Here is a 17,197-nt window from a genome sequence, read left to right on the forward strand (position 1 = left end):
CATAGGTTATCATATACGTAGTTCAGCTAATGGACAGGATGTGTGGTATTCACGAAGTACATAAATTAGATGTTATCGGAAATCAATGCAAACAATATTTGTATTAGGGAAAACGAAAATTGAGGAGGGTCAAACGATGGAGGATAATTCAATGAAAATAGATTATAGTCAATACTTTTGGCAGGATGATAAAGTCAGATTACGTGCAATACATTCAGCAGATTGGAAAGGAGATTATATTAGTAATTTTGATACTCCTGCACGTCGTCTTCTAGAATGTTCGACAGAATTGCCGCCTACTATTGCGGGTTCAAAGAAATTTGCAGAGGAAAATGCTGATTTTTCCTCAACAAATGGAAGAATAATGTTTACTCTTGAGACCTTAGAAGGCGAAAGCATAGGAGGTATCAATCTTAATAGTATTGATGAAAGAAATGGTACGTTCAGTATCGGAATAGTAATCGATAAAGAATATCGTGGTATGAGTTATGGTACAAGAGCGATGAAGATTCTGTTAAGGTACGCATTCCTTGAACGAAGGCTTAATAAATTCAATGACTATGTTCTTGAGGGAAATGAAGCATCTGCAAAGATGATGGAGAATCTCGGATGTATTCAGGAAGGCGTACGGAGACAGGTCGTCTATATCAATGGCAAATTTCTGGACTTCATTTTGTATGGATTAACGAAAGACGAATTTGTTGAAAAGCATAGAGAAGAGTTAAACCTCTAGAACTGACTTCCACCGGACAAATGTGAGTTAAAACGAGGAAGGCATTGACATCCGATAACAATATATTCACGCAGCGGCTCCTTACGGAGCCTTGGTCTGCTGGATGGATTTCAGGGAAGCGAACTCAGCAGACACATCCGAATTCGTCGGACGTCGTGAATACAGGAACGTTAGACGAAATCTTACCAAAGCGAGAGAAGTCATAAAGAAAAGATTATGAAGTGAATGAAGGTGCTCTTTATTCTTACTTCTCAAGCAAAGGCAGGTAGGAAAAACTATGGAAGATATTATTTATGATTATTACGAGCTGTTATACAGTCAGAGATTAGAAGAGTCTCAAGAGCTTTTGGATTGGAATAACAAGGAAGCAAGTATTATTGAATACTTCTCTACGATGAATAAGATAGCAACGAATCATAAGATAAAGCGAATTAAAGATCTAGTTATAACTACGATCAACGAGACTGATCATAGAGGGGAAGCCGTTGTAAACATTATTTATGAAGACGAAGATCAAAAAGAAATTATAGAAGTGAATTGGATAAAGGGCATTCAAAGCGTACAAGGAGAATGGAAAATCACATCGATAAGAAGAGAGTAAGTATAAGAAGAAGTAAGCCTATCGAGAAGAGTAAGACTCCGTCTAACATAATATTCACGCTGCGGGCATACGCCCTTGGCCCGGCATTCGCCGGACACCCAGCATACGCTGGGTCGTGAATACAGGAACGTTAGATGAAATTACGATGCAAGTTCTTATCAAAATCAAAAACTATGAGGTGCATAATGCCAAGACTAATTACATTGGCTGATGGAAGATCAGTAGAAGTTGAATGTGTAAGCTGCGCATTGACAAGTGGTTTGATTTCTTCAACAGGTGGAGTAATTTTTGAATCAAGCAACTTTCATGTCCATCAAGATATTGCTTACCCAATTAAAGGGTTAGTTATATTAGCTTCAAAGAGGCATTTTTACTGCATGGATGAATTAACAGATGAAGAGCGCTTAGAATTTATTTCGTTAATCCATAAGCTCAGAAGTGAACAAAGAAAACGATTGGGAATTGATAAGGTCTATTATTTTTATAATGAAGATACAACACATCACTTTCATTTATGGATGGTTCCTAGATATGAATGGATGTACCAATTTGGAAATTCAGTAGAATCATTAAGACCGGCATTATTACATGCAAGGAATAATATGAATGACGATGAGAATATGAAGAGTGTAGAAGAAGGGGTTAGCATGCTAAGAGAGGGCATGAGGGATTTTGTGAGTAGCTCAAGGTAACCTCATCTAACACTGTTTTCACGCATCGGGCTGACGCCCTCGGTCTGGCAGAGGAGTAATCGGGGAAGTGGATGCAACCAGACAACCCTGCGAGGCTAAGTCTTCGACCCGGCTCCCGTTGGTCCCTTAAGCCTCTCGGGTTCGTGAATACAGGAACGTTATCCGAAACTTCCTGATGAAGTGACAATTGATATGAGTATTAAATACATAATCTCCAGTGAGGATATAGTTATACTTGGACTTAATTAAATCTTAAGCAAAAGACTGTATTTTGATGAGAGTATTCTAAAACATACTAGAAAGATGAAAGTTATGTTGCTTCATTAGGATGAAATAATAATTAATTTAGAGCAGGGATGCGGGAATTCTGAGAATATTTTTGAAGTCAATCTACTTGTTATCTGCTGTAGGAGTCGGCGTTGGATGTTTTTATTCATTCATATTTTTTATTTTTAATATTGGCGGTGGTTTTATTAGTAATGATAACAAGCCTGCCGCTTTCGGGGTTGCTGCTTTGGCGATAGTAGGAACAATCGTTTTTTTACTGCTTGGCAGACTCATTTACAATTCCAACTCCTATATTGGCCCAAGTATTGTAATCATTGTTGTTACCGCTATTCTGACTTTGCCAGTAGTTGATGTCACTAATAATCTAATTGGTACTTATCAAACACACCGTGCGAAGCCTTATGTGGAAAGTTATATGAATGAGTTAAAAACAGGTTTTGTTGAAACAATAGCACCATTGGAATTTGATTATAACGAAAGCAAGACTGAAACTCTTCGTTACTGGAGTAATAATGGACATGATATTTGGATTAAATTAAGAAAGAAAAATGAAACACTGACATCAGGGGATTTAAATAACGTAATTAATGCCTTACCTTCAGCTAAGTATGAAGTAAGAGTATTCATATATTATAAGAGCTTTAAAGAGTATCCAAACGATCAGTATTCTATTGATTTTAAGATTCAAAATAGCCCAACTGTTCAGCCATATTGTAATTCAGATGACTTTGAACATAATCTATGTGATTTTGTAAAGGGAAATAAATAATGTCGAGAAAATATACAATTGAAATATAGAACAAGGGTATTAGGAAGTCAAAGGCATTGGATAACAGATTTGTGCCATTCTTGCGAGGTATTATGAAGTTAATAAAATTGAAGGGTAGTAAAACTGAAGAAGATTTAAGAAGAGAATTAATAGGATCGCATGAGTCATTATTTAATGATGAAATAAGATCAGGATTGCTTTCTGTTATTAAGAGGTATTTTCCACAAATGAAAACCGCTTATATACTATTCTGGACTCCTGAACAAGGGGAAGACATTTTTTCGTTGCTGATTAATAATGATACAATTGCAAGTGTAGAAATCGATCGTTACGACCCCAATATTGAACCTATAATTGAAAGCAAACAGCTGGACAATACCTATTTAAAGGGACTTAGGAAATATCCACAGATTACGTTAGCGATCGCACTTGAACTTGCAAATATGGATCTTAAAAATGAAGAGAAAAATTAAAGGAGTTTCCGAATTGAAGAATCAAAAGCGTTTAATGATTTTGCTATTTCTTTTGATGATACTAGCCCTAAGTGGTTGTATTTCAAGCAGTGTAAAGACGGATGAAACTGTTGAGGATGGGTTGAACATAAACTCAATTTCATTTGGACTGGGAGAGAGCGAAGAAGATGCAGGTATAACAGTCGTAACATATAATTTCAATCTTTGGAATAGAACCAATAAATCAATAATGATAAAAACAGTTGAACCGATCATAAGTAAGCATATTCAGAAACGATTAATTGATAGAAACATTAAATTAGACATAAACGAGAAAATTGATGGTAATAGTTCGGAAGCTGTGGCAGGTACCTTTAGATTAGATACAAAAGGGCTTGATAAAGAAGGAATAATTAAGTTAAACATTAATGTTAAAGAATTTAATATAGCAATTGAACAAATCATAGGAATAAAGGAACCTTAAGGCTCATCAATATCGGATAACAAAGTGTAATGATGTGGGACAGGCTTCCTTTTTGCTGTAAATAGTGGTGTTTCCTTAAAGGAGGATCTTAAATAATGAGAAAACGGCATTCTATTGATAAAGCGGAGTGGTCAGAAACAAGAGAGAACCAGTATCACAAAGACTGCAAGGATATTGTATTTGCATTTGGCGATAGACTCATTGAAGTGGATGGCACGGTTTATTTGAAACGAAAAGAAGTCGAGATTAAGGTAATAAAACCTCTTAAACGAAAAACATTTTGGTATGAAACATGGCTAAAGATCAAAGAAATCTACAATACATAGTCTAATATGAAATTCAACATGATCGCTTAAGAGCCAGTGAAGGTTGATTAATCATTTTGTGAGTAATATGAGGAGGTAATTTATTTCAATGACGATAATTTGTCTCGAAGGTGCCAGTTCCGTAGGTAAAAGTACCACTTGTCAACAGTTCGCTACACAGTATGATGCATTTATTGTTCCAGAAACAGGGTTCCTTTTTGAATCCCCTCAACTTGCAGGTAAGGAACTTATGATGTGGTTGCTGGAGAGACAAATCGATAGATGGCATATAGCAAATGAGAAGAATCAACAACATGAGTATGTGATTTTGGATGGCGATGTATTTAAGATTTGGTACAGCTGGATATATGGTTTCGAGCACCTATCTTTAGATGAAACAGCGAATTTTTTTAGAGGAAAGTTATTGGAGAATGAAATATCATTACCGGATGCTTATGTACTATTCTGGGCAGAAGAAGATGAGCTGCGCAAGCGAAAGGAGATGGATCAGACAAGATCCAGAAGTAATTTTGATAAACATCTACGCATGATTGAACCTCAAATGAGATACTTCCATTACCTTAATGAACTGGTACCTGGATATGTGGGGATTCATAAAGCAGAGACTGTAGCAGATAATATACATCATATTGTAAAGCATTGCGAAAGATTACCGCACATAAAAAAACGAGAGATCGAGATCTTTGATAGAGGAATTGATTTTTACAAGAGTACTACTCCTTAATCTCAGTGTGGCTTTTGATATCAGATACCAAAGCTACTCTAGCTGTGTCTTGAATAACTGACCAAATACTGCGATCAAAGGAAAAAGGAATATGTGAGGTGAGTTATGGGCGTAAGAAAAAAATATAAACGTAAAATCGTTCGCTCCAATCGATTGTTTTATTGGTATGTTGAACCGGATATTGACGATGAAGGAATTATCAAATTACATATCGTTTCTGAGGATAAGAAGTTAATCGTCACTTATGAAGTGGGACAACACAGTATTAAGAATAAGATTCCCTTTATAGTCATCATTGGAGAAGAATTCGAAGGCTGGACCAAAGAATATATAGGATACAGAAGAGTATTAACACCGTAATGGAGCGATGAGATCATCACGCCAAAATGGATAGGTGAAATCATTGATTGGTGCCTCTTGAAAGATAAAGAAATAAACATCGTTAATTGGAAAGGCGAAATAATTAAGTGAAAACTAGTTTCTAAGTATATCTTTAAGCTATCAACCTCTGCTAACAATATATTAACGTGATGAATCAACGCCTTTGGGTCGGGGAGCAGATCAATCGGGAAAGTGGAATCATCCAATAACTCTATGAAGTTAGTGTAGTGACCCCGATGCTTGTGATGAAGTCGTTTGAAGGGGAAACTGATAAATTTAAAGACAAAGATACACGGCACAAGTGGAATAATAGATCCATATACAAACCCATCGACTATCAAGAGCCAATTGATGTATTTGTTAAAGAGCTTCAAGCAAGGGTTGAGATGGAATACCGGGTGCCTACACTGATGCACGAGGGGAATTTGAAAGCATTCTCCAGCAAAGTTGTCTTTGATCCCGAATCTAAATTTGGGATGGTGGTCATGACAAATCAGTCTTTTGAAGAAATTTATGGTTATGGACTTATTAAAGAAATTTTCGGTGATAACGTCAATTCTAATATAGTTACTTCCGAGGGGGGGAGGTTATTTTCAATCCGCACGACGGGCAGCCGCTAAATTTACTAATTTATTTACGGCTCTTGATATAACGAAATATACCAAAGCTGATTTAGCAAAATCTTATAATGTTGTCGAGCATAATGGTGTTATTGAGAAAATTTCCGTCACTCCTTACATTGATTATTTGCCTGTATCGAATTTAAAGGTGAAGTTGATTTATATCTCGTATATTCCTGTTGCGCTAGCCATCATTTTCAGTTTATGTACTTTGATCGGCTATTTAATCCGGATGCTTCTTAACAAACTAAATAAACGAGTGAATCCTCGTACCGATTTTGATAAATATCATCTTGCCATTAATTTTGCAGGTGTGGTACTCCTTCTTAATCTTTTCATCATACAAACGAAGTTGAGGTTTCCAAATTATCCTGCTTATTCGTCGATGCGTATCAATTTAATGTTTAACCTTCTTTATGTGGTTCTAGCAGTGGCGTATCTTGGCTTGCTTTTTTACAAACTGCGGAAGAGCAGTTACAGCAAAAAGCAAAAGGTGATGTACATCATGTCTGGCATCTCGGCGTGCATCTTGGCTGCTTTTATTGTGGGATGGAATTTGTATGTTTAGGGTGGCAAACGCTGAATGTGGATATTCAAACATTACAATGGCTCGCGGATGACTCCTATATATAAATGAGGACATAGATGGGTCCAATTATAAAAAAAACGTAAAGACAGCGGCTCCTTATTAAACTGTACCCTATGTAAAGGACATTTCTAAAAAAGACCTACATGGCCCGAAGAAGGTGATCTCTGTATTCTACAGGGGTCATCTTTTTTAAGTTCCATTGGTATCTGTAGTGGTTGTAGTAGGTCATATATGATTTAATTTCTCGTTTGACTTCTTCCAGTGTGGTGCAGTCCTTCAGCAATACTTCATCCTTAAAATGACCAAAGAACGACTCCTGCGGAGCGTTATCCCAGCAGTTCCCTCGTCTGGACATGGATTGTCCAAAGCCCATACGTTTCACTTTCTTCTGAAAATCCGGATGGGTATAGTGGGTACCTTGATCCGAATGAATGAACGCGTCTTTGGTCTTCTTCCATCTTCGATTCTTCTGTAAGTGAAGCAACGTATTTGTCGCGAGATCCATGGTAATTCGTTCCGACACATGGTAAGCCAGAATTTCATTGGTGGAGCTGTCCTTGATGGTGGACAGGTAGGCTCGTTTCCCTTTTCCATAAGTTAAGTAGGTAATATCGGTTAGAAGCACTTTGCCCGGCACGCCCTGTTTGAAGTTACGTTGTAACAAGTTAGGCACGGTCCGATGTTCGTGGGTCGCCTTCATCATTCGCTTGTACGGATTGGCCTTTCGAATAGGACATACGATACTATATTTCTTCATGATTCTTCGGATTCGCTTGAGGTTCCAGACGATTTGAAACTTTCCCTCCAGTGTCATCTTGATGGAGCGTGCACCTTTGTAGCGCTTTTTAAAATGGAAGGCCCGGCTGACGTGAACGCGCAACTCTTCATCGGCCTGTTCGCTCCGATGGCGTCTGTGGATGGCTGGAGCGCTAAAGTAGCGGTAGTAGCCGCTTTTAGAGACACCTGCGACCTCGCACAAAACACTCACCATCCGCCTTAGATGGTATTTCTGAATCACGAATCGAATCAATCTGTATCGAAGACCAGGCACTAGTTTTACTCGTGGTTCCACCCCCGTTCGGCCATCCGAATCTTTTTTAAGAGTTCATTCTCTGCTTGGAGCAAACGAATCTGCGCTTCGAGTCTCGCGTTCTTCTCATCCAAGGTTAATTCTCGCTTTAAAGGTCTTCCTGAATGCTTGCCTCTTGCATCGTGTAAACCTAAATCGCCCTGCTCTCTGTATCTGGCTCTCCACCGTTTGGCAGCGGCTTCGATGCGAGTCATTCCAACGATCTCCGCATCCAACCCACAGGACTCAAAAATGTCTCTGGGCGGCTTTCCTTGCTGATTCGATGCAATAAAGAGTTGCTTGAACTCGTCTGTATACGTAATCCCTTTGGTCGATACGGACTTTACATATGGGTTTTTTGAAAGTTGTTTCATTTCTCGATCTGTAAACATTTTTTTACTCATCAGCTTATCTCCATCCTCGTCTCGTTCGTGGCATACAACAAAAATACCCCATAGAGAGACTTTTTTCAAAGTGTCTACTCTATAGGGTACAGTTTATATCGGGGACTGCTGTCTTTGTGTTAGTGCGCCTTTTGGCAACGTGTGCCTCGGCATATTGAAGGGGGATCAAGATCATCATATTTTTTTGTCTCTCAAAATAAATATTTTGGAGCAACTGTAGATTATCACAAGGATATTCAATAATAATAGACCTACATATCCATCCGTTAACTTTGTTCGTTCAATCCACTTGTTCACTAACTCTCCAGAGAGAGCTTGTTTTCCTAAATATTTATTTATATCGTTTTGATGGATTTCATCCATATATATAAGTGGAAACTCCATGCTGTTCGAAGAAGCAGCTAGCGGCGGATAGAACTCTACCCATTTTTGACCAGCCCATCGATCATACTTATAACTAATGTCTCCGCTAGATTCAAGATTGTCCCACCTGAGAAAACCCAATATGAGTAGAATACAAAGTGTGATGACGCTAATTATTAGCTTCTTGTTAATCAAATAAACCCCCTCCTTATGTTGTACTACTAACAAATACTGCTACATGAAAACAACTCATCATCCGTTATATTCTATCAGTATTTTCCGTTATCTGTAAGTAGATTGTTTCATTCCGAATGAAATGCTAGTAAGTAAACAACTAATGGAACAAAGGACAGTTTCAGAAGTTACTAAAGTTACAAGGATGCAGCATATTCTTCCGGGCTTCGTTGTAGGTTAAGTTGTGCGTCTTTATTGCAACGATTAAATATTGAAAGGCAAACACTCATCGTGAGACAGGGGAAGAGGAAATAGGATCAGAGGACGCTTCTTTCAAATCTCGCCTGGTATCGTGCAGAAATACATAGCTGAATATAGAGTCAATCATTAGTTTTTTTCATGAACAATCTTCTGGTCGACATCTTACTGAGCGGAACGTGTAGGAGGTTTTGAATAAGCAAGACGACGTGCAGGAATTGTGGAAAAGGTAAGTATTCACGCTCTGAGACACTCCTCCGTCACTTATTTGCTGGAAAACGGGACAGATCTACGATACATTCAGGAGCTACTCGGTCATACGAGTGCACGAACAACTCAGCGATATACGCATGTTAGTACGAAAAATATTCAGCGTATTCAAAGCCCCTTGGATCGTATAGATATGGGGGATTAAAAAAAACTTATAAATCTCCCTTTTTCGCCAATTTTTTCTTCGCAAATGTCACAACATGGGTTATCATATACGTAGTTCAGATATCTGGCAGGATGTGTGGTATTTACGAAGTACATAGATTAGATGTTATAAGAAATCAGCAAGATCAGAAGCAGATAAGTAAGTGATAAAAATCAATCCAGGAAAGGATGTCCAAACATGTTCTATTTATTTGGTGAAGATAAGCACAAAGAAATTGAGGATGATCTGATAAAAAAGCATCGACAATTATTTGAAAAGTATTTTAACTCGAATATTGAACTTGAAGACTTCATAAATAAAAATTTGGGGGACAGTAAGGATAATATTCAAAGACGTACTATTAACACTGTTGAAAGGTTAGTGGCATTAGCGGATGAGTTGATAGTTGTAAAGCCAGGAAAATGGGATTTAGCTATTTTCTTTTTATTATCGTGTATTGAATCAATTTATACATTGAACGAGTATGAATTGAAGAAACAAGAAATAATTATTGATTTTTTTGAGAATTATATTTCTGACAAAGAACGTAGATTTCTTATAAAGAATATTAAAATTTCTGATGAACGGGCACCTTATAATTATGAGATAAATAATGAAAGATTTTCACTTTTGCTTATATCCATAAGAAACCAAGTTGCACACGAAGGTGTTTATTGGAACCTACATTTTATAGAGGAAGAAGCAGATGAAAGAATACCGAAGCTGAATAGATTTTTTGCAAAGCCTGATAAAAACAGTCAAGCAAAGGAGGTTGTTTTTTTAAATACAATGAAGTTCTCTGAATTGAGAGACATATTTATCAAAGGGTTTATTCGTTTCATAAATAAGCATAACTTAATTAATTCAGTAGGTTGATCTTTAATAGCGTTAGTAAGCTTGAAAGAGCTGATTATTAAATCGTAAAAGTGTCACTAAGAAGAAGCTGACATCTTATAACATAATATTCACGCTGCGGACATTCGTCCTGGGTCCGGCATGCGCCGGACACCCAGCATGCGCTAGGTCGTGAATACAGGAACGTTGGGCGAAATTCACCAAATGACAAAAGGAGTGATTTCATTTGAAGAAAGCTTTTTTATTACACCCTTATGAAAATGTTAATGGTAATCTGCGATGGTCTTCCAAGAATCAATTTGATCAAGCGGAAGTAATTAGCTCTCTTGAAGAACTTAGAAAGCTAGGGTATTGGGCAAGTGCATTTCCTGAAGGAGATGGAATTACGTTTTCTAAAGACGAATATTCCTCAGAACAGTCACTGGAAGACTTTGTAAAAACATTTAGTTGGTTAGAAATAGAGCAATGTGATTTATCAGAATTAAATAATAGAATGAGAGATGTATTGATAGATCAAAAGTCAGTATGTAATATTCTAGTACCCATTAGAAGTCTCCAAATTGAAGATTCGTTTCAAATAGGGGACTATAAATTTTGGTCACCTAATGATTTAAAAAGTCCATGGATTGATTACTTTGGTGGATATCATCTACATAGTGAAGAATATGTGGAAGAATGGAATGAAGAATTAAAAACCGAAATGGATCTACTACGTTTTCCGCTAATAGAGTTAACTATCGAAGTAAATGAAGCTGATCTTATAGGTTTGAATAACAGTATAGAGTCAGAAGTGAGACTAATTCGAATTGCAAGTGAACAAGCAGATCGAGGTTTAGATTTATTGAGGATTACTCACTGTAATTATAATAGAATTGAATATTTGCCAGATAGGGCTGGTCAACTTGCTGATGGTTTTACGGCAGCGTATATCATTCCTGAACAGCGAGAATACAAAGAAAAATTATTAGTTCATATCGTTTATTCTATGAGAACTACAAATAACTGGTTGGGATTAGAAGCAGAATATATATCTGATCCTTTTGTTGAATGGTTAGCAAGGTTACTTAAAGGTGAGGTTAATAACGAAATTGAACAATCGGTTCGAAGTGCTGTCATTTCTATAAGTCAGGCTTTTTATACAATTTATGATGAAGCAAGATTTTTGTCTTTAGTATTTTCCCTTGATGGTCTTTGTTCACCTAAGCGTAGGTGGACAGGGTGGAAACATAGAAGTTACATTGCTGCTATTACATCTGCGGGTAATGTCAACTCGTATGAGAGAGAGTTGAAAAAGTTTGAGCATTTATACACAAATATTCGTAATAAATTGGTTCACGCTGGTTCCTCTTTCATAGATATTGAGGGCGAGGATCCAATGTCTGTTTCACAAGATATACACTCGTTAATCATTCGGAGTATTATGACAATCTATAAAAAGGAGCTTACTTCTATTGAACAGTTACATGACTTTGCAATCACCTTGCTCCAGAAAAATGAATATCAACAAGTTACTGATAGTGTGATAAATGATTATGATCTTATTAGAGGCAGACAAACTCAACAGAGTGATAGACCTAATTGGTGAAATCTATAAGTAGGGATAATTCAGAACACGTGATCTTCGCCTAACATAATATTCACGCTGCGGGCATACGCCCTGGGTCCGGCATTCGCCGGACACCCGACATACGTCGGGTCGTGAATACAGGAACGTTAGACGAAACCCTCAAAGCATTCAGAATAAGGAGGGAAGCATTAACATGCTTCCTTGTTGTTCAAACAGTAGAACTACTTTTAGGAGGGAATTACTGGTCAAAGAAGATTTTCTACTGAAAAAGCAGAATGGTCAGAAACAAGAGAAAGAAAGTATAAACAAGACTGTAGAGACCTTGTATTTAAGTTCAATGATGAGCTGTTACAGCAAGATAATGTCGTTTATTTAAAAAGAGAAGAAGGAAAAACTGTAATGATAAAGCCTATAAATCAAAAATCATTTTGGTATGAAACATGGTTAAAACTCAAAGAGATTTACAATACATAGTGAAATATAGAACCTAAAAAATTTAAAACCCAGGGAGATCTGATTGAAGATTTACTGTAAGCATGATCATGAAGTTGGAGGACTACGTCTAACATAATATTTACGCTGCGGACATCCTTTATAGGTCTGGTTTATGCTGGACAGCTTAGCATTCGCTAGGTCGTGAATACGGGAATGTTATATACAAAATAGTTTCAGGAGGTTTAAAATGAGAGCAACATTCGAAGAAAAAACGTATGAAAATTATTTTAATACAGAATTGGGGAAAATGACTCAAATATATTTTCCATTAGGTCAAGTTTCAGAAGGGAAACTTGGTTTTGATTCCTCTGCTTATTCTCGTAACATATTTTTGTGGCGGAATTTACCGTATAGAAGCTTTTTTAGAAGAAACTATAAAGGAGCTACTTTAAGAGAAATGGCAGATATGATGGAAAGCTACTTACAAGTAGAAATCAAAAATGTTCCTGACATGAAAACGAACCTATTATTTCAGTATAAAAAACCAGAATATATATCAAGTAAAAACGGTAAAGAATGGAACTTGTGGGGTTCTGAATATTATCGATATGACATTGATCCAAACCAGCAAACGTTATTGATGAATATGCATACATCATTTAAAAATGAGGTTTTAATATTATATGCTTCTCCCGCTTTAAAAGATGTAAACGAATTGGTAAAAGCTTATAAAAAGAAAAAAATAATTAAAAAATCTAATTTTACTGAAGTTCATAAGTTAAATAATCATCATAGAAATACATATTTAAAAGAAGGAAAGATTTCTATTGCATGCAGTGAGCCTGAAAATATTGAAAATACTAGTTTGTTAGATTTAATAAGAAAAAAACAAGAGGACGAGGAATCAATAAATCGTCGTTTCAATATTGATAATGAAGAATTTATTGTTAACTTTGTAAAACGAATGGTATCGGTGATTCAAGAGGATAAAATTTATAAAAGTTCTTTTAGAGAACTTACTGAGGAGTTAAAAGAAATACAAGAATACAGGCTGACTTATAGTTTGATGAATATGAACGTTATAAATAATTTAACAGGATTACAGTGGCTCATTAGCGTGAATACCCACTAATGAGAATAATCAATATATCTATAATATAAAAGACATAAAAAAGGTTGTGGAGTTGATTAAAGAAGCCGGATACATCTTATAACATAATATTCACACATCCAGTATGCGCTCTCCGTCTGGCATTGAGCGGTTTCATGAATGTAGTGGCAGCCGGACTCAACTGGAATACGCCAGGCATCGTGAATACAAAACTGTTATGCGGAGCTTGTGCCAGAAGAACATGATATTCAGTACAAATCAGGAATTGCAATATCAAACCGATTAAGCGAAGGTTCCTGAACTTAGCAGACATATTGGAGATAGCAGATATAGAGTTTTAATCAAATCAAAGACCTTAGATTATGATAGGAATTTAGTAATGATGTGCAACAAGATAGACCATTAGAAGTTGAGATAACACCTGAATCCTTGCGTAGTATTTAAATAAAAGTTTGCTCATGATGGGAGAATGAATGATTTTTCACATAACTATGAGGCCCGTTCCCCCATGTCAGAGAATGCATCTAGGCATGTGGAGGTTATGATAGGAATGAACGAATAGATACCTAGAATTCCTTTGTTTTCAACACTTTACGCCGATTACTACATTTACGAAGGATGGCTCTGACTTCAATAAGGTTTTGAAGGAGACATTTGAGGTTTTCGTTGTGCTGGACCTTGTTTTGACCCGAATGTGTAGACATTAGTTAAGTGTATGGAGCGTCTTTAATAGACTTCACTAGGACAGGAATTTCCAATTATTTGTCGAATAGTCAATGAACGTGGTTAAAATCATATTTGAATAGGGGTATGTATGGCTAATGAATCGAAGTAAATACTTCAATTATATAGAAGAAAAACTGGAAGTTTTGGCAAGACGAATTGAAAAACGAGGAAAGATCAATTTATTGGATTTGAATATTTATTCAGAGACGTTTTTTGCTGAATTAATGAATTTATTGTTTGGACTTACGTTAGTTAATATGAATATACTTAAGCAGAATGTTGAAGGTATTGATTTGGTGGATGTAGACCAAAAAGTTGTTGCACAAGTATCTTCAACCTGTACAAAACAAAAAATTGAAGGCTCGTTGAATAAGGAGATATTCCGAAAGTATTCAGGTTACCGTTTCATTTTTGTTTCAATTTCTAAGGATGCAACCAAACTCCGAAATATGAGTTTTATTAATCCATATAATGCTACTTTTTCTCCCACAGAAGACATCGTAGATATAAACACATTATTAAATGTTATACTGAGTATGGAAATAGACAAACAGCGTGAGGTGTTTGAGTTTATAAAAAAGGAACTTGGAAATGATGTTGATTTACTAAAAGTAGATACAAATCTTGCGACCATTATAAACGTACTTGCAAATGAGAATCTTACTAATTGTATTGAATCCCCAGAGATAAATTCTTTTGAGATTGATAAAAAAATAACCTTTAACGATTTATTGGATGTTAAAGACACAATTGATGAATACAAGATATTTTACCAAAAGTTAGATGAGAAATATGCTGAGTTTGATAGGGAAGGCTCGAATAAAAGCTTTTCCGTTTTTCAAATTATCAAAAAGCAGTATACAATGTATCAACATGAAAAAGCTAACTCTAAAGAACTTTTCTACAGTATAATCGATAACATAACCAAGATAATTATCGAGAGCAAGAATTATATTGAAATTCCGTATGAAGAATTGGAGCTCTGCGTCTGTATTTTAGTCGTAGATGCTTTTATACGATGCAAAATTTTTAAGAATCCGGAGGGATATAGCCATGTTATTGCCGGATAATATACATCCACAGCTTAGCATTTATTATAATGGATCTTTAGTTTTGAAAGAACTTAAACAACATGCCAAACAACAAGTATTTGATTTGTATCAAAGGATTAAAAGTCAATATAACATGTCTTTTCCCACGTTCATGCTTTGTTTAGATTGGCTTTATCTAATTGATTCTGCAAAGATAGACGATGATGGATGGGTGGAATTATGTTCATAAAAACACTTAAGATAACGAGTCGCACAGAGATAATAAGGGAACTGACTTTTCAATCTGGTTTGAACCTAATCATTGATGAAACACCATCTAATGATGAGAAATCTACTGGGAATAATGTGGGGAAGACAACTGTATTGAAGCTAATTGACTTTTGTTTAGGGTCTAACGCTTCAATAATATATTCTGATACAGAGAATAAAAAGGAAGTCTATGAGTTGGTTAAAGATTTTCTTGTGACCGAAGAAGTATTGATTACTCTTATTCTTGTGGATAATTTATCAGATGATTCTTCAGAGGAAGTAGTAATTGAGCGCAATTTTCTACCAAGAAAAAAGAATATTAGGAAAATTAATGGAAAGTCAATACTTGATAAGGATTTTGAGGATGAGTTACAGAGACTTCTATTTCCCAATCATAAGTCTGAGAAACCCACCTTTAGACAGATAATCTCTCATAATATTAGATACAAGGATGAGAATATCAGTAACACTCTTAAGACTTTGGACAAATATACCTCTGATGTGGAATATGAGACTTTATACTTGTTCCTATTAGGTTGTGACTTTGATGAAGGAGCAAAGAAGCAGGCGTTAGTAGCAAAAATAAAACAAGAAGAAGCTTTCAAGGAAAGACTGGAAAAAAAACAAACAAAAACAGCTTATGAGATTGCTTTAGAAATGATTGAAGCAGAAATAGCTCGATTAAATGAAAAAAAATTAAATTTCAATTTAAATGAAAATTTTGAAAATCAGTTAGATCAACTTAATTTCGTAAAATTTCAAATTAATAAAAGTAGTTCGAACATAAGTAAAATGAAAATAAGAAAGAACCTTATAGAAGAGGCCCAGAAAGAGATTGAGAATAGTAAAGCTAATATTGATTTGAAGGAATTGGAAGTACTATATGCTGAGGCTAATGCAAATATTTCTAACATTCAAAAGACCTTTGAGGATTTAGTAGCGTACCACAATAATATGGTTTTAGAAAAAATTAAGTTTATAACAGCTGATTTACCTTCTTTAACTATAAAAATTGAGACAGAAGAAAGAAACCTAAATACATTGTTATCTCAGGAGAAAGAGTTGGCAATGACCATATCTAAAGGTGATTCCTTTGAAGAGTTAGAAAAGATAATAAATGATTTGAATGATAAGCATAGGACTAAGGGCGAATACGAGAGTATTATCTCGCAATTAGATGAAGTAGAGAAAAATATTAGTGAAATTGATGCTCAAATTAAAGTAATTGATGATGTTTTATTTTCAGGAAGTTTTGAAGAAAAATTAAAAGGCCAGATTCATAAGTTTAATAAACACTTTTCTGAAATTTCTTTTGAATTGTATGGTGAAAAGTATGCATTGAAGTATGATAAAGTTATTCATAAAAAGAGCCAGCAACAACTATATAAATTTAGCGCATTCAACGCTAATTTAAGCTCAGGAAAAAAACAAGGTGAAATTTTATGTTTTGATCTTGCAGCTATATTATTTGCTGATGAGGAAAAAATACCGAGTTTACACTTTCTTCTAAATGACAAAAAAGAATTAATGCATGATAATCAACTGATTAAAGTTGCGGATTATGTAGGTAAAGAAAATATTCAATTAGTAGTTTCTATTCTGAAGGATAAGTTGCCTGTAAGCTTACTTGATAAAGCTCATATTGTTGTTGAATTATCTCAAGAAAATAAATTATTTAAAATAGAAGAGTAATTAATCTAAAACTCAATTTAATAGAATCAAGAGAGCACCAAGGATTACTGGTGGCTCTCTTTTTTTATAGATATCCTTTGTAAGCCGATTCTCCGAAATTCAGCGTAGTTGTTTTTTCGTCGAGGGTAGGAAGAGCAATGATTAAGGTAATCGCCTTGCTAATCAAAA

The 17,197-nt window shown here is 35.5% G+C and carries 19 protein-coding genes; 17 read left to right on the forward strand and 2 right to left on the reverse strand.

From position 1 onward, the window contains the following. The first annotated feature begins 136 nt into the window (after nucleotides 1-136). The 10 genes from ACR32F_RS07700 (at nucleotide 137) to ACR32F_RS07745 (ending at nucleotide 6,070) form a co-directional block, all read left to right on the forward strand. Nucleotides 137-733, forward strand: coding sequence for a GNAT family N-acetyltransferase (locus ACR32F_RS07700; RefSeq protein WP_440117660.1), 597 nt, complete (start codon nucleotides 137-139; stop codon nucleotides 731-733). A gap of 277 nt (nucleotides 734-1,010) precedes the next feature. After that, entirely contained in the window at nucleotides 1,011-1,334 is a 324-nt protein-coding gene (locus ACR32F_RS07705; RefSeq protein ID WP_307215111.1) for a hypothetical protein, read from the forward strand. A 185-nt stretch (nucleotides 1,335-1,519) separates the two neighbouring features. Then, a complete protein-coding gene (locus ACR32F_RS07710; RefSeq protein WP_091033306.1) occupies nucleotides 1,520-2,026 on the forward strand; it encodes an HIT family protein in 507 nt (168 codons plus the stop codon). A gap of 394 nt (nucleotides 2,027-2,420) precedes the next feature. After that, on the forward strand, nucleotides 2,421-3,083 hold the full coding sequence (locus tag ACR32F_RS07715) for a hypothetical protein (RefSeq protein WP_440117663.1): 663 nt from the start codon (nucleotides 2,421-2,423) through the stop codon (nucleotides 3,081-3,083). A gap of 56 nt (nucleotides 3,084-3,139) precedes the next feature. Beyond that, nucleotides 3,140-3,556, forward strand: a complete 417-nt coding sequence (locus ACR32F_RS07720; RefSeq protein ID WP_440117665.1) for a hypothetical protein — start codon at nucleotides 3,140-3,142, stop codon at nucleotides 3,554-3,556. Nucleotides 3,557-3,569: 13 nt separating this feature from the next. Then, on the forward strand, nucleotides 3,570-4,019 hold the full coding sequence (locus ACR32F_RS07725) for a hypothetical protein (protein ID WP_440117667.1): 450 nt from the start codon (nucleotides 3,570-3,572) through the stop codon (nucleotides 4,017-4,019). A 95-nt stretch (nucleotides 4,020-4,114) separates the two neighbouring features. Continuing rightward, on the forward strand, nucleotides 4,115-4,345 hold the full coding sequence (locus ACR32F_RS07730; protein WP_440117669.1) for a hypothetical protein: 231 nt from the start codon (nucleotides 4,115-4,117) through the stop codon (nucleotides 4,343-4,345). 88 nt (nucleotides 4,346-4,433) lie between these two features. Then, nucleotides 4,434-5,069 (forward strand): chloramphenicol acetyltransferase, encoded by a 636-nt coding sequence (locus ACR32F_RS07735; protein ID WP_440117671.1) that lies wholly within the window; start codon nucleotides 4,434-4,436, stop codon nucleotides 5,067-5,069. A gap of 105 nt (nucleotides 5,070-5,174) precedes the next feature. Further along, nucleotides 5,175-5,429: a hypothetical protein gene (locus ACR32F_RS07740; protein WP_440117673.1), complete on the forward strand. Its 255-nt coding sequence runs from the start codon at nucleotides 5,175-5,177 to the stop codon at nucleotides 5,427-5,429. Nucleotides 5,430-5,677: 248 nt separating this feature from the next. Next, complete coding sequence (locus ACR32F_RS07745) at nucleotides 5,678-6,070, forward strand: hypothetical protein (protein WP_440117675.1); 393 nt, start codon at nucleotides 5,678-5,680, stop codon at nucleotides 6,068-6,070. Between the two features lie 728 nt (nucleotides 6,071-6,798). Here the strand turns inward: ACR32F_RS07745 and ACR32F_RS07750 are convergent. Together ACR32F_RS07750 and ACR32F_RS07755 are read right to left on the reverse strand one after the other, a co-directional pair. Continuing rightward, nucleotides 6,799-8,132 (reverse strand): IS3 family transposase gene (locus ACR32F_RS07750; RefSeq protein ID WP_440117677.1). Its coding sequence is split into 2 segments (ribosomal slippage): nucleotides 6,799-7,728 and nucleotides 7,731-8,132, totalling 1,332 coding nucleotides; the frame shifts between segments, so codons are not numbered across the junction. A 174-nt stretch (nucleotides 8,133-8,306) separates the two neighbouring features. After that, nucleotides 8,307-8,690 (reverse strand): hypothetical protein, encoded by a 384-nt coding sequence (locus ACR32F_RS07755; RefSeq protein ID WP_440117679.1) that lies wholly within the window; start codon nucleotides 8,688-8,690, stop codon nucleotides 8,307-8,309. A 457-nt stretch (nucleotides 8,691-9,147) separates the two neighbouring features. On the opposite strand from ACR32F_RS07755, the gene ACR32F_RS07760 reads away from it, so the two are divergent. From ACR32F_RS07760 to ACR32F_RS07790, 7 genes are all read left to right on the forward strand, one after another. Further along, nucleotides 9,148-9,342: a tyrosine-type recombinase/integrase gene (locus ACR32F_RS07760; protein WP_440117681.1), complete on the forward strand. Its 195-nt coding sequence runs from the start codon at nucleotides 9,148-9,150 to the stop codon at nucleotides 9,340-9,342. 198 nt (nucleotides 9,343-9,540) lie between these two features. Beyond that, the gene (locus tag ACR32F_RS07765; protein WP_440117683.1) at nucleotides 9,541-10,218 is read left to right on the forward strand and encodes a hypothetical protein; all 678 of its coding nucleotides are present in this window, start codon (nucleotides 9,541-9,543) and stop codon (nucleotides 10,216-10,218) included. Between the two features lie 205 nt (nucleotides 10,219-10,423). Further along, nucleotides 10,424-11,782 carry a hypothetical protein gene (locus ACR32F_RS07770; RefSeq protein WP_440117685.1) on the forward strand — a complete coding sequence of 453 codons (1,359 nt, stop codon included), beginning with the start codon at nucleotides 10,424-10,426 and terminating at the stop codon, nucleotides 11,780-11,782. Nucleotides 11,783-12,446: 664 nt separating this feature from the next. Continuing rightward, nucleotides 12,447-13,331, forward strand: coding sequence for a hypothetical protein (locus ACR32F_RS07775; protein ID WP_440117687.1), 885 nt, complete (start codon nucleotides 12,447-12,449; stop codon nucleotides 13,329-13,331). An 800-nt stretch (nucleotides 13,332-14,131) separates the two neighbouring features. Beyond that, on the forward strand, nucleotides 14,132-15,106 hold the full coding sequence (locus ACR32F_RS07780; RefSeq protein WP_440117689.1) for an ABC-three component system protein: 975 nt from the start codon (nucleotides 14,132-14,134) through the stop codon (nucleotides 15,104-15,106). Next, nucleotides 15,090-15,317, forward strand: coding sequence for an ABC-three component system middle component 6 (locus tag ACR32F_RS07785; RefSeq protein WP_036651942.1), 228 nt, complete (start codon nucleotides 15,090-15,092; stop codon nucleotides 15,315-15,317). The genes ACR32F_RS07780 and ACR32F_RS07785 overlap by 17 nt, the downstream gene beginning before the upstream one ends. Then, complete coding sequence (locus ACR32F_RS07790; protein WP_440117691.1) at nucleotides 15,308-17,029, forward strand: DUF2326 domain-containing protein; 1,722 nt, start codon at nucleotides 15,308-15,310, stop codon at nucleotides 17,027-17,029. The genes ACR32F_RS07785 and ACR32F_RS07790 overlap by 10 nt, the downstream gene beginning before the upstream one ends. Nucleotides 17,030-17,197 lie beyond the last annotated feature (168 nt).

It is taken from the genome of Paenibacillus hebaui, assembly GCF_051934385.1.
GTDB lineage: Bacteria > Bacillota > Bacilli > Paenibacillales > Paenibacillaceae > Paenibacillus.

Bases quoted from the DNA above. Each gene is read 5' to 3' on its own strand.
- ACR32F_RS07735 (WP_440117671.1), top strand. From the start codon at position 4,434: ATGACGATAATTTGTCTCGAAGGTGCCAGTTCCGTAGGTAAAAGTACC.
- ACR32F_RS07790 (WP_440117691.1), top strand. From the start codon at position 15,308: ATGTTCATAAAAACACTTAAGATAACGAGTCGCACAGAGATAATAAGG.
- ACR32F_RS07740 (WP_440117673.1), top strand. From the start codon at position 5,175: ATGGGCGTAAGAAAAAAATATAAACGTAAAATCGTTCGCTCCAATCGA.
- ACR32F_RS07785 (WP_036651942.1), top strand. From the start codon at position 15,090: ATGTTATTGCCGGATAATATACATCCACAGCTTAGCATTTATTATAAT.
- ACR32F_RS07775 (WP_440117687.1), top strand. From the start codon at position 12,447: ATGAGAGCAACATTCGAAGAAAAAACGTATGAAAATTATTTTAATACA.
- ACR32F_RS07765 (WP_440117683.1), top strand. From the start codon at position 9,541: ATGTTCTATTTATTTGGTGAAGATAAGCACAAAGAAATTGAGGATGAT.
- ACR32F_RS07705 (WP_307215111.1), top strand. From the start codon at position 1,011: ATGGAAGATATTATTTATGATTATTACGAGCTGTTATACAGTCAGAGA.
- ACR32F_RS07710 (WP_091033306.1), top strand. From the start codon at position 1,520: ATGCCAAGACTAATTACATTGGCTGATGGAAGATCAGTAGAAGTTGAA.
- ACR32F_RS07700 (WP_440117660.1), top strand. From the start codon at position 137: ATGGAGGATAATTCAATGAAAATAGATTATAGTCAATACTTTTGGCAG.
- ACR32F_RS07730 (WP_440117669.1), top strand. From the start codon at position 4,115: ATGAGAAAACGGCATTCTATTGATAAAGCGGAGTGGTCAGAAACAAGA.
- ACR32F_RS07780 (WP_440117689.1), top strand. From the start codon at position 14,132: ATGAATCGAAGTAAATACTTCAATTATATAGAAGAAAAACTGGAAGTT.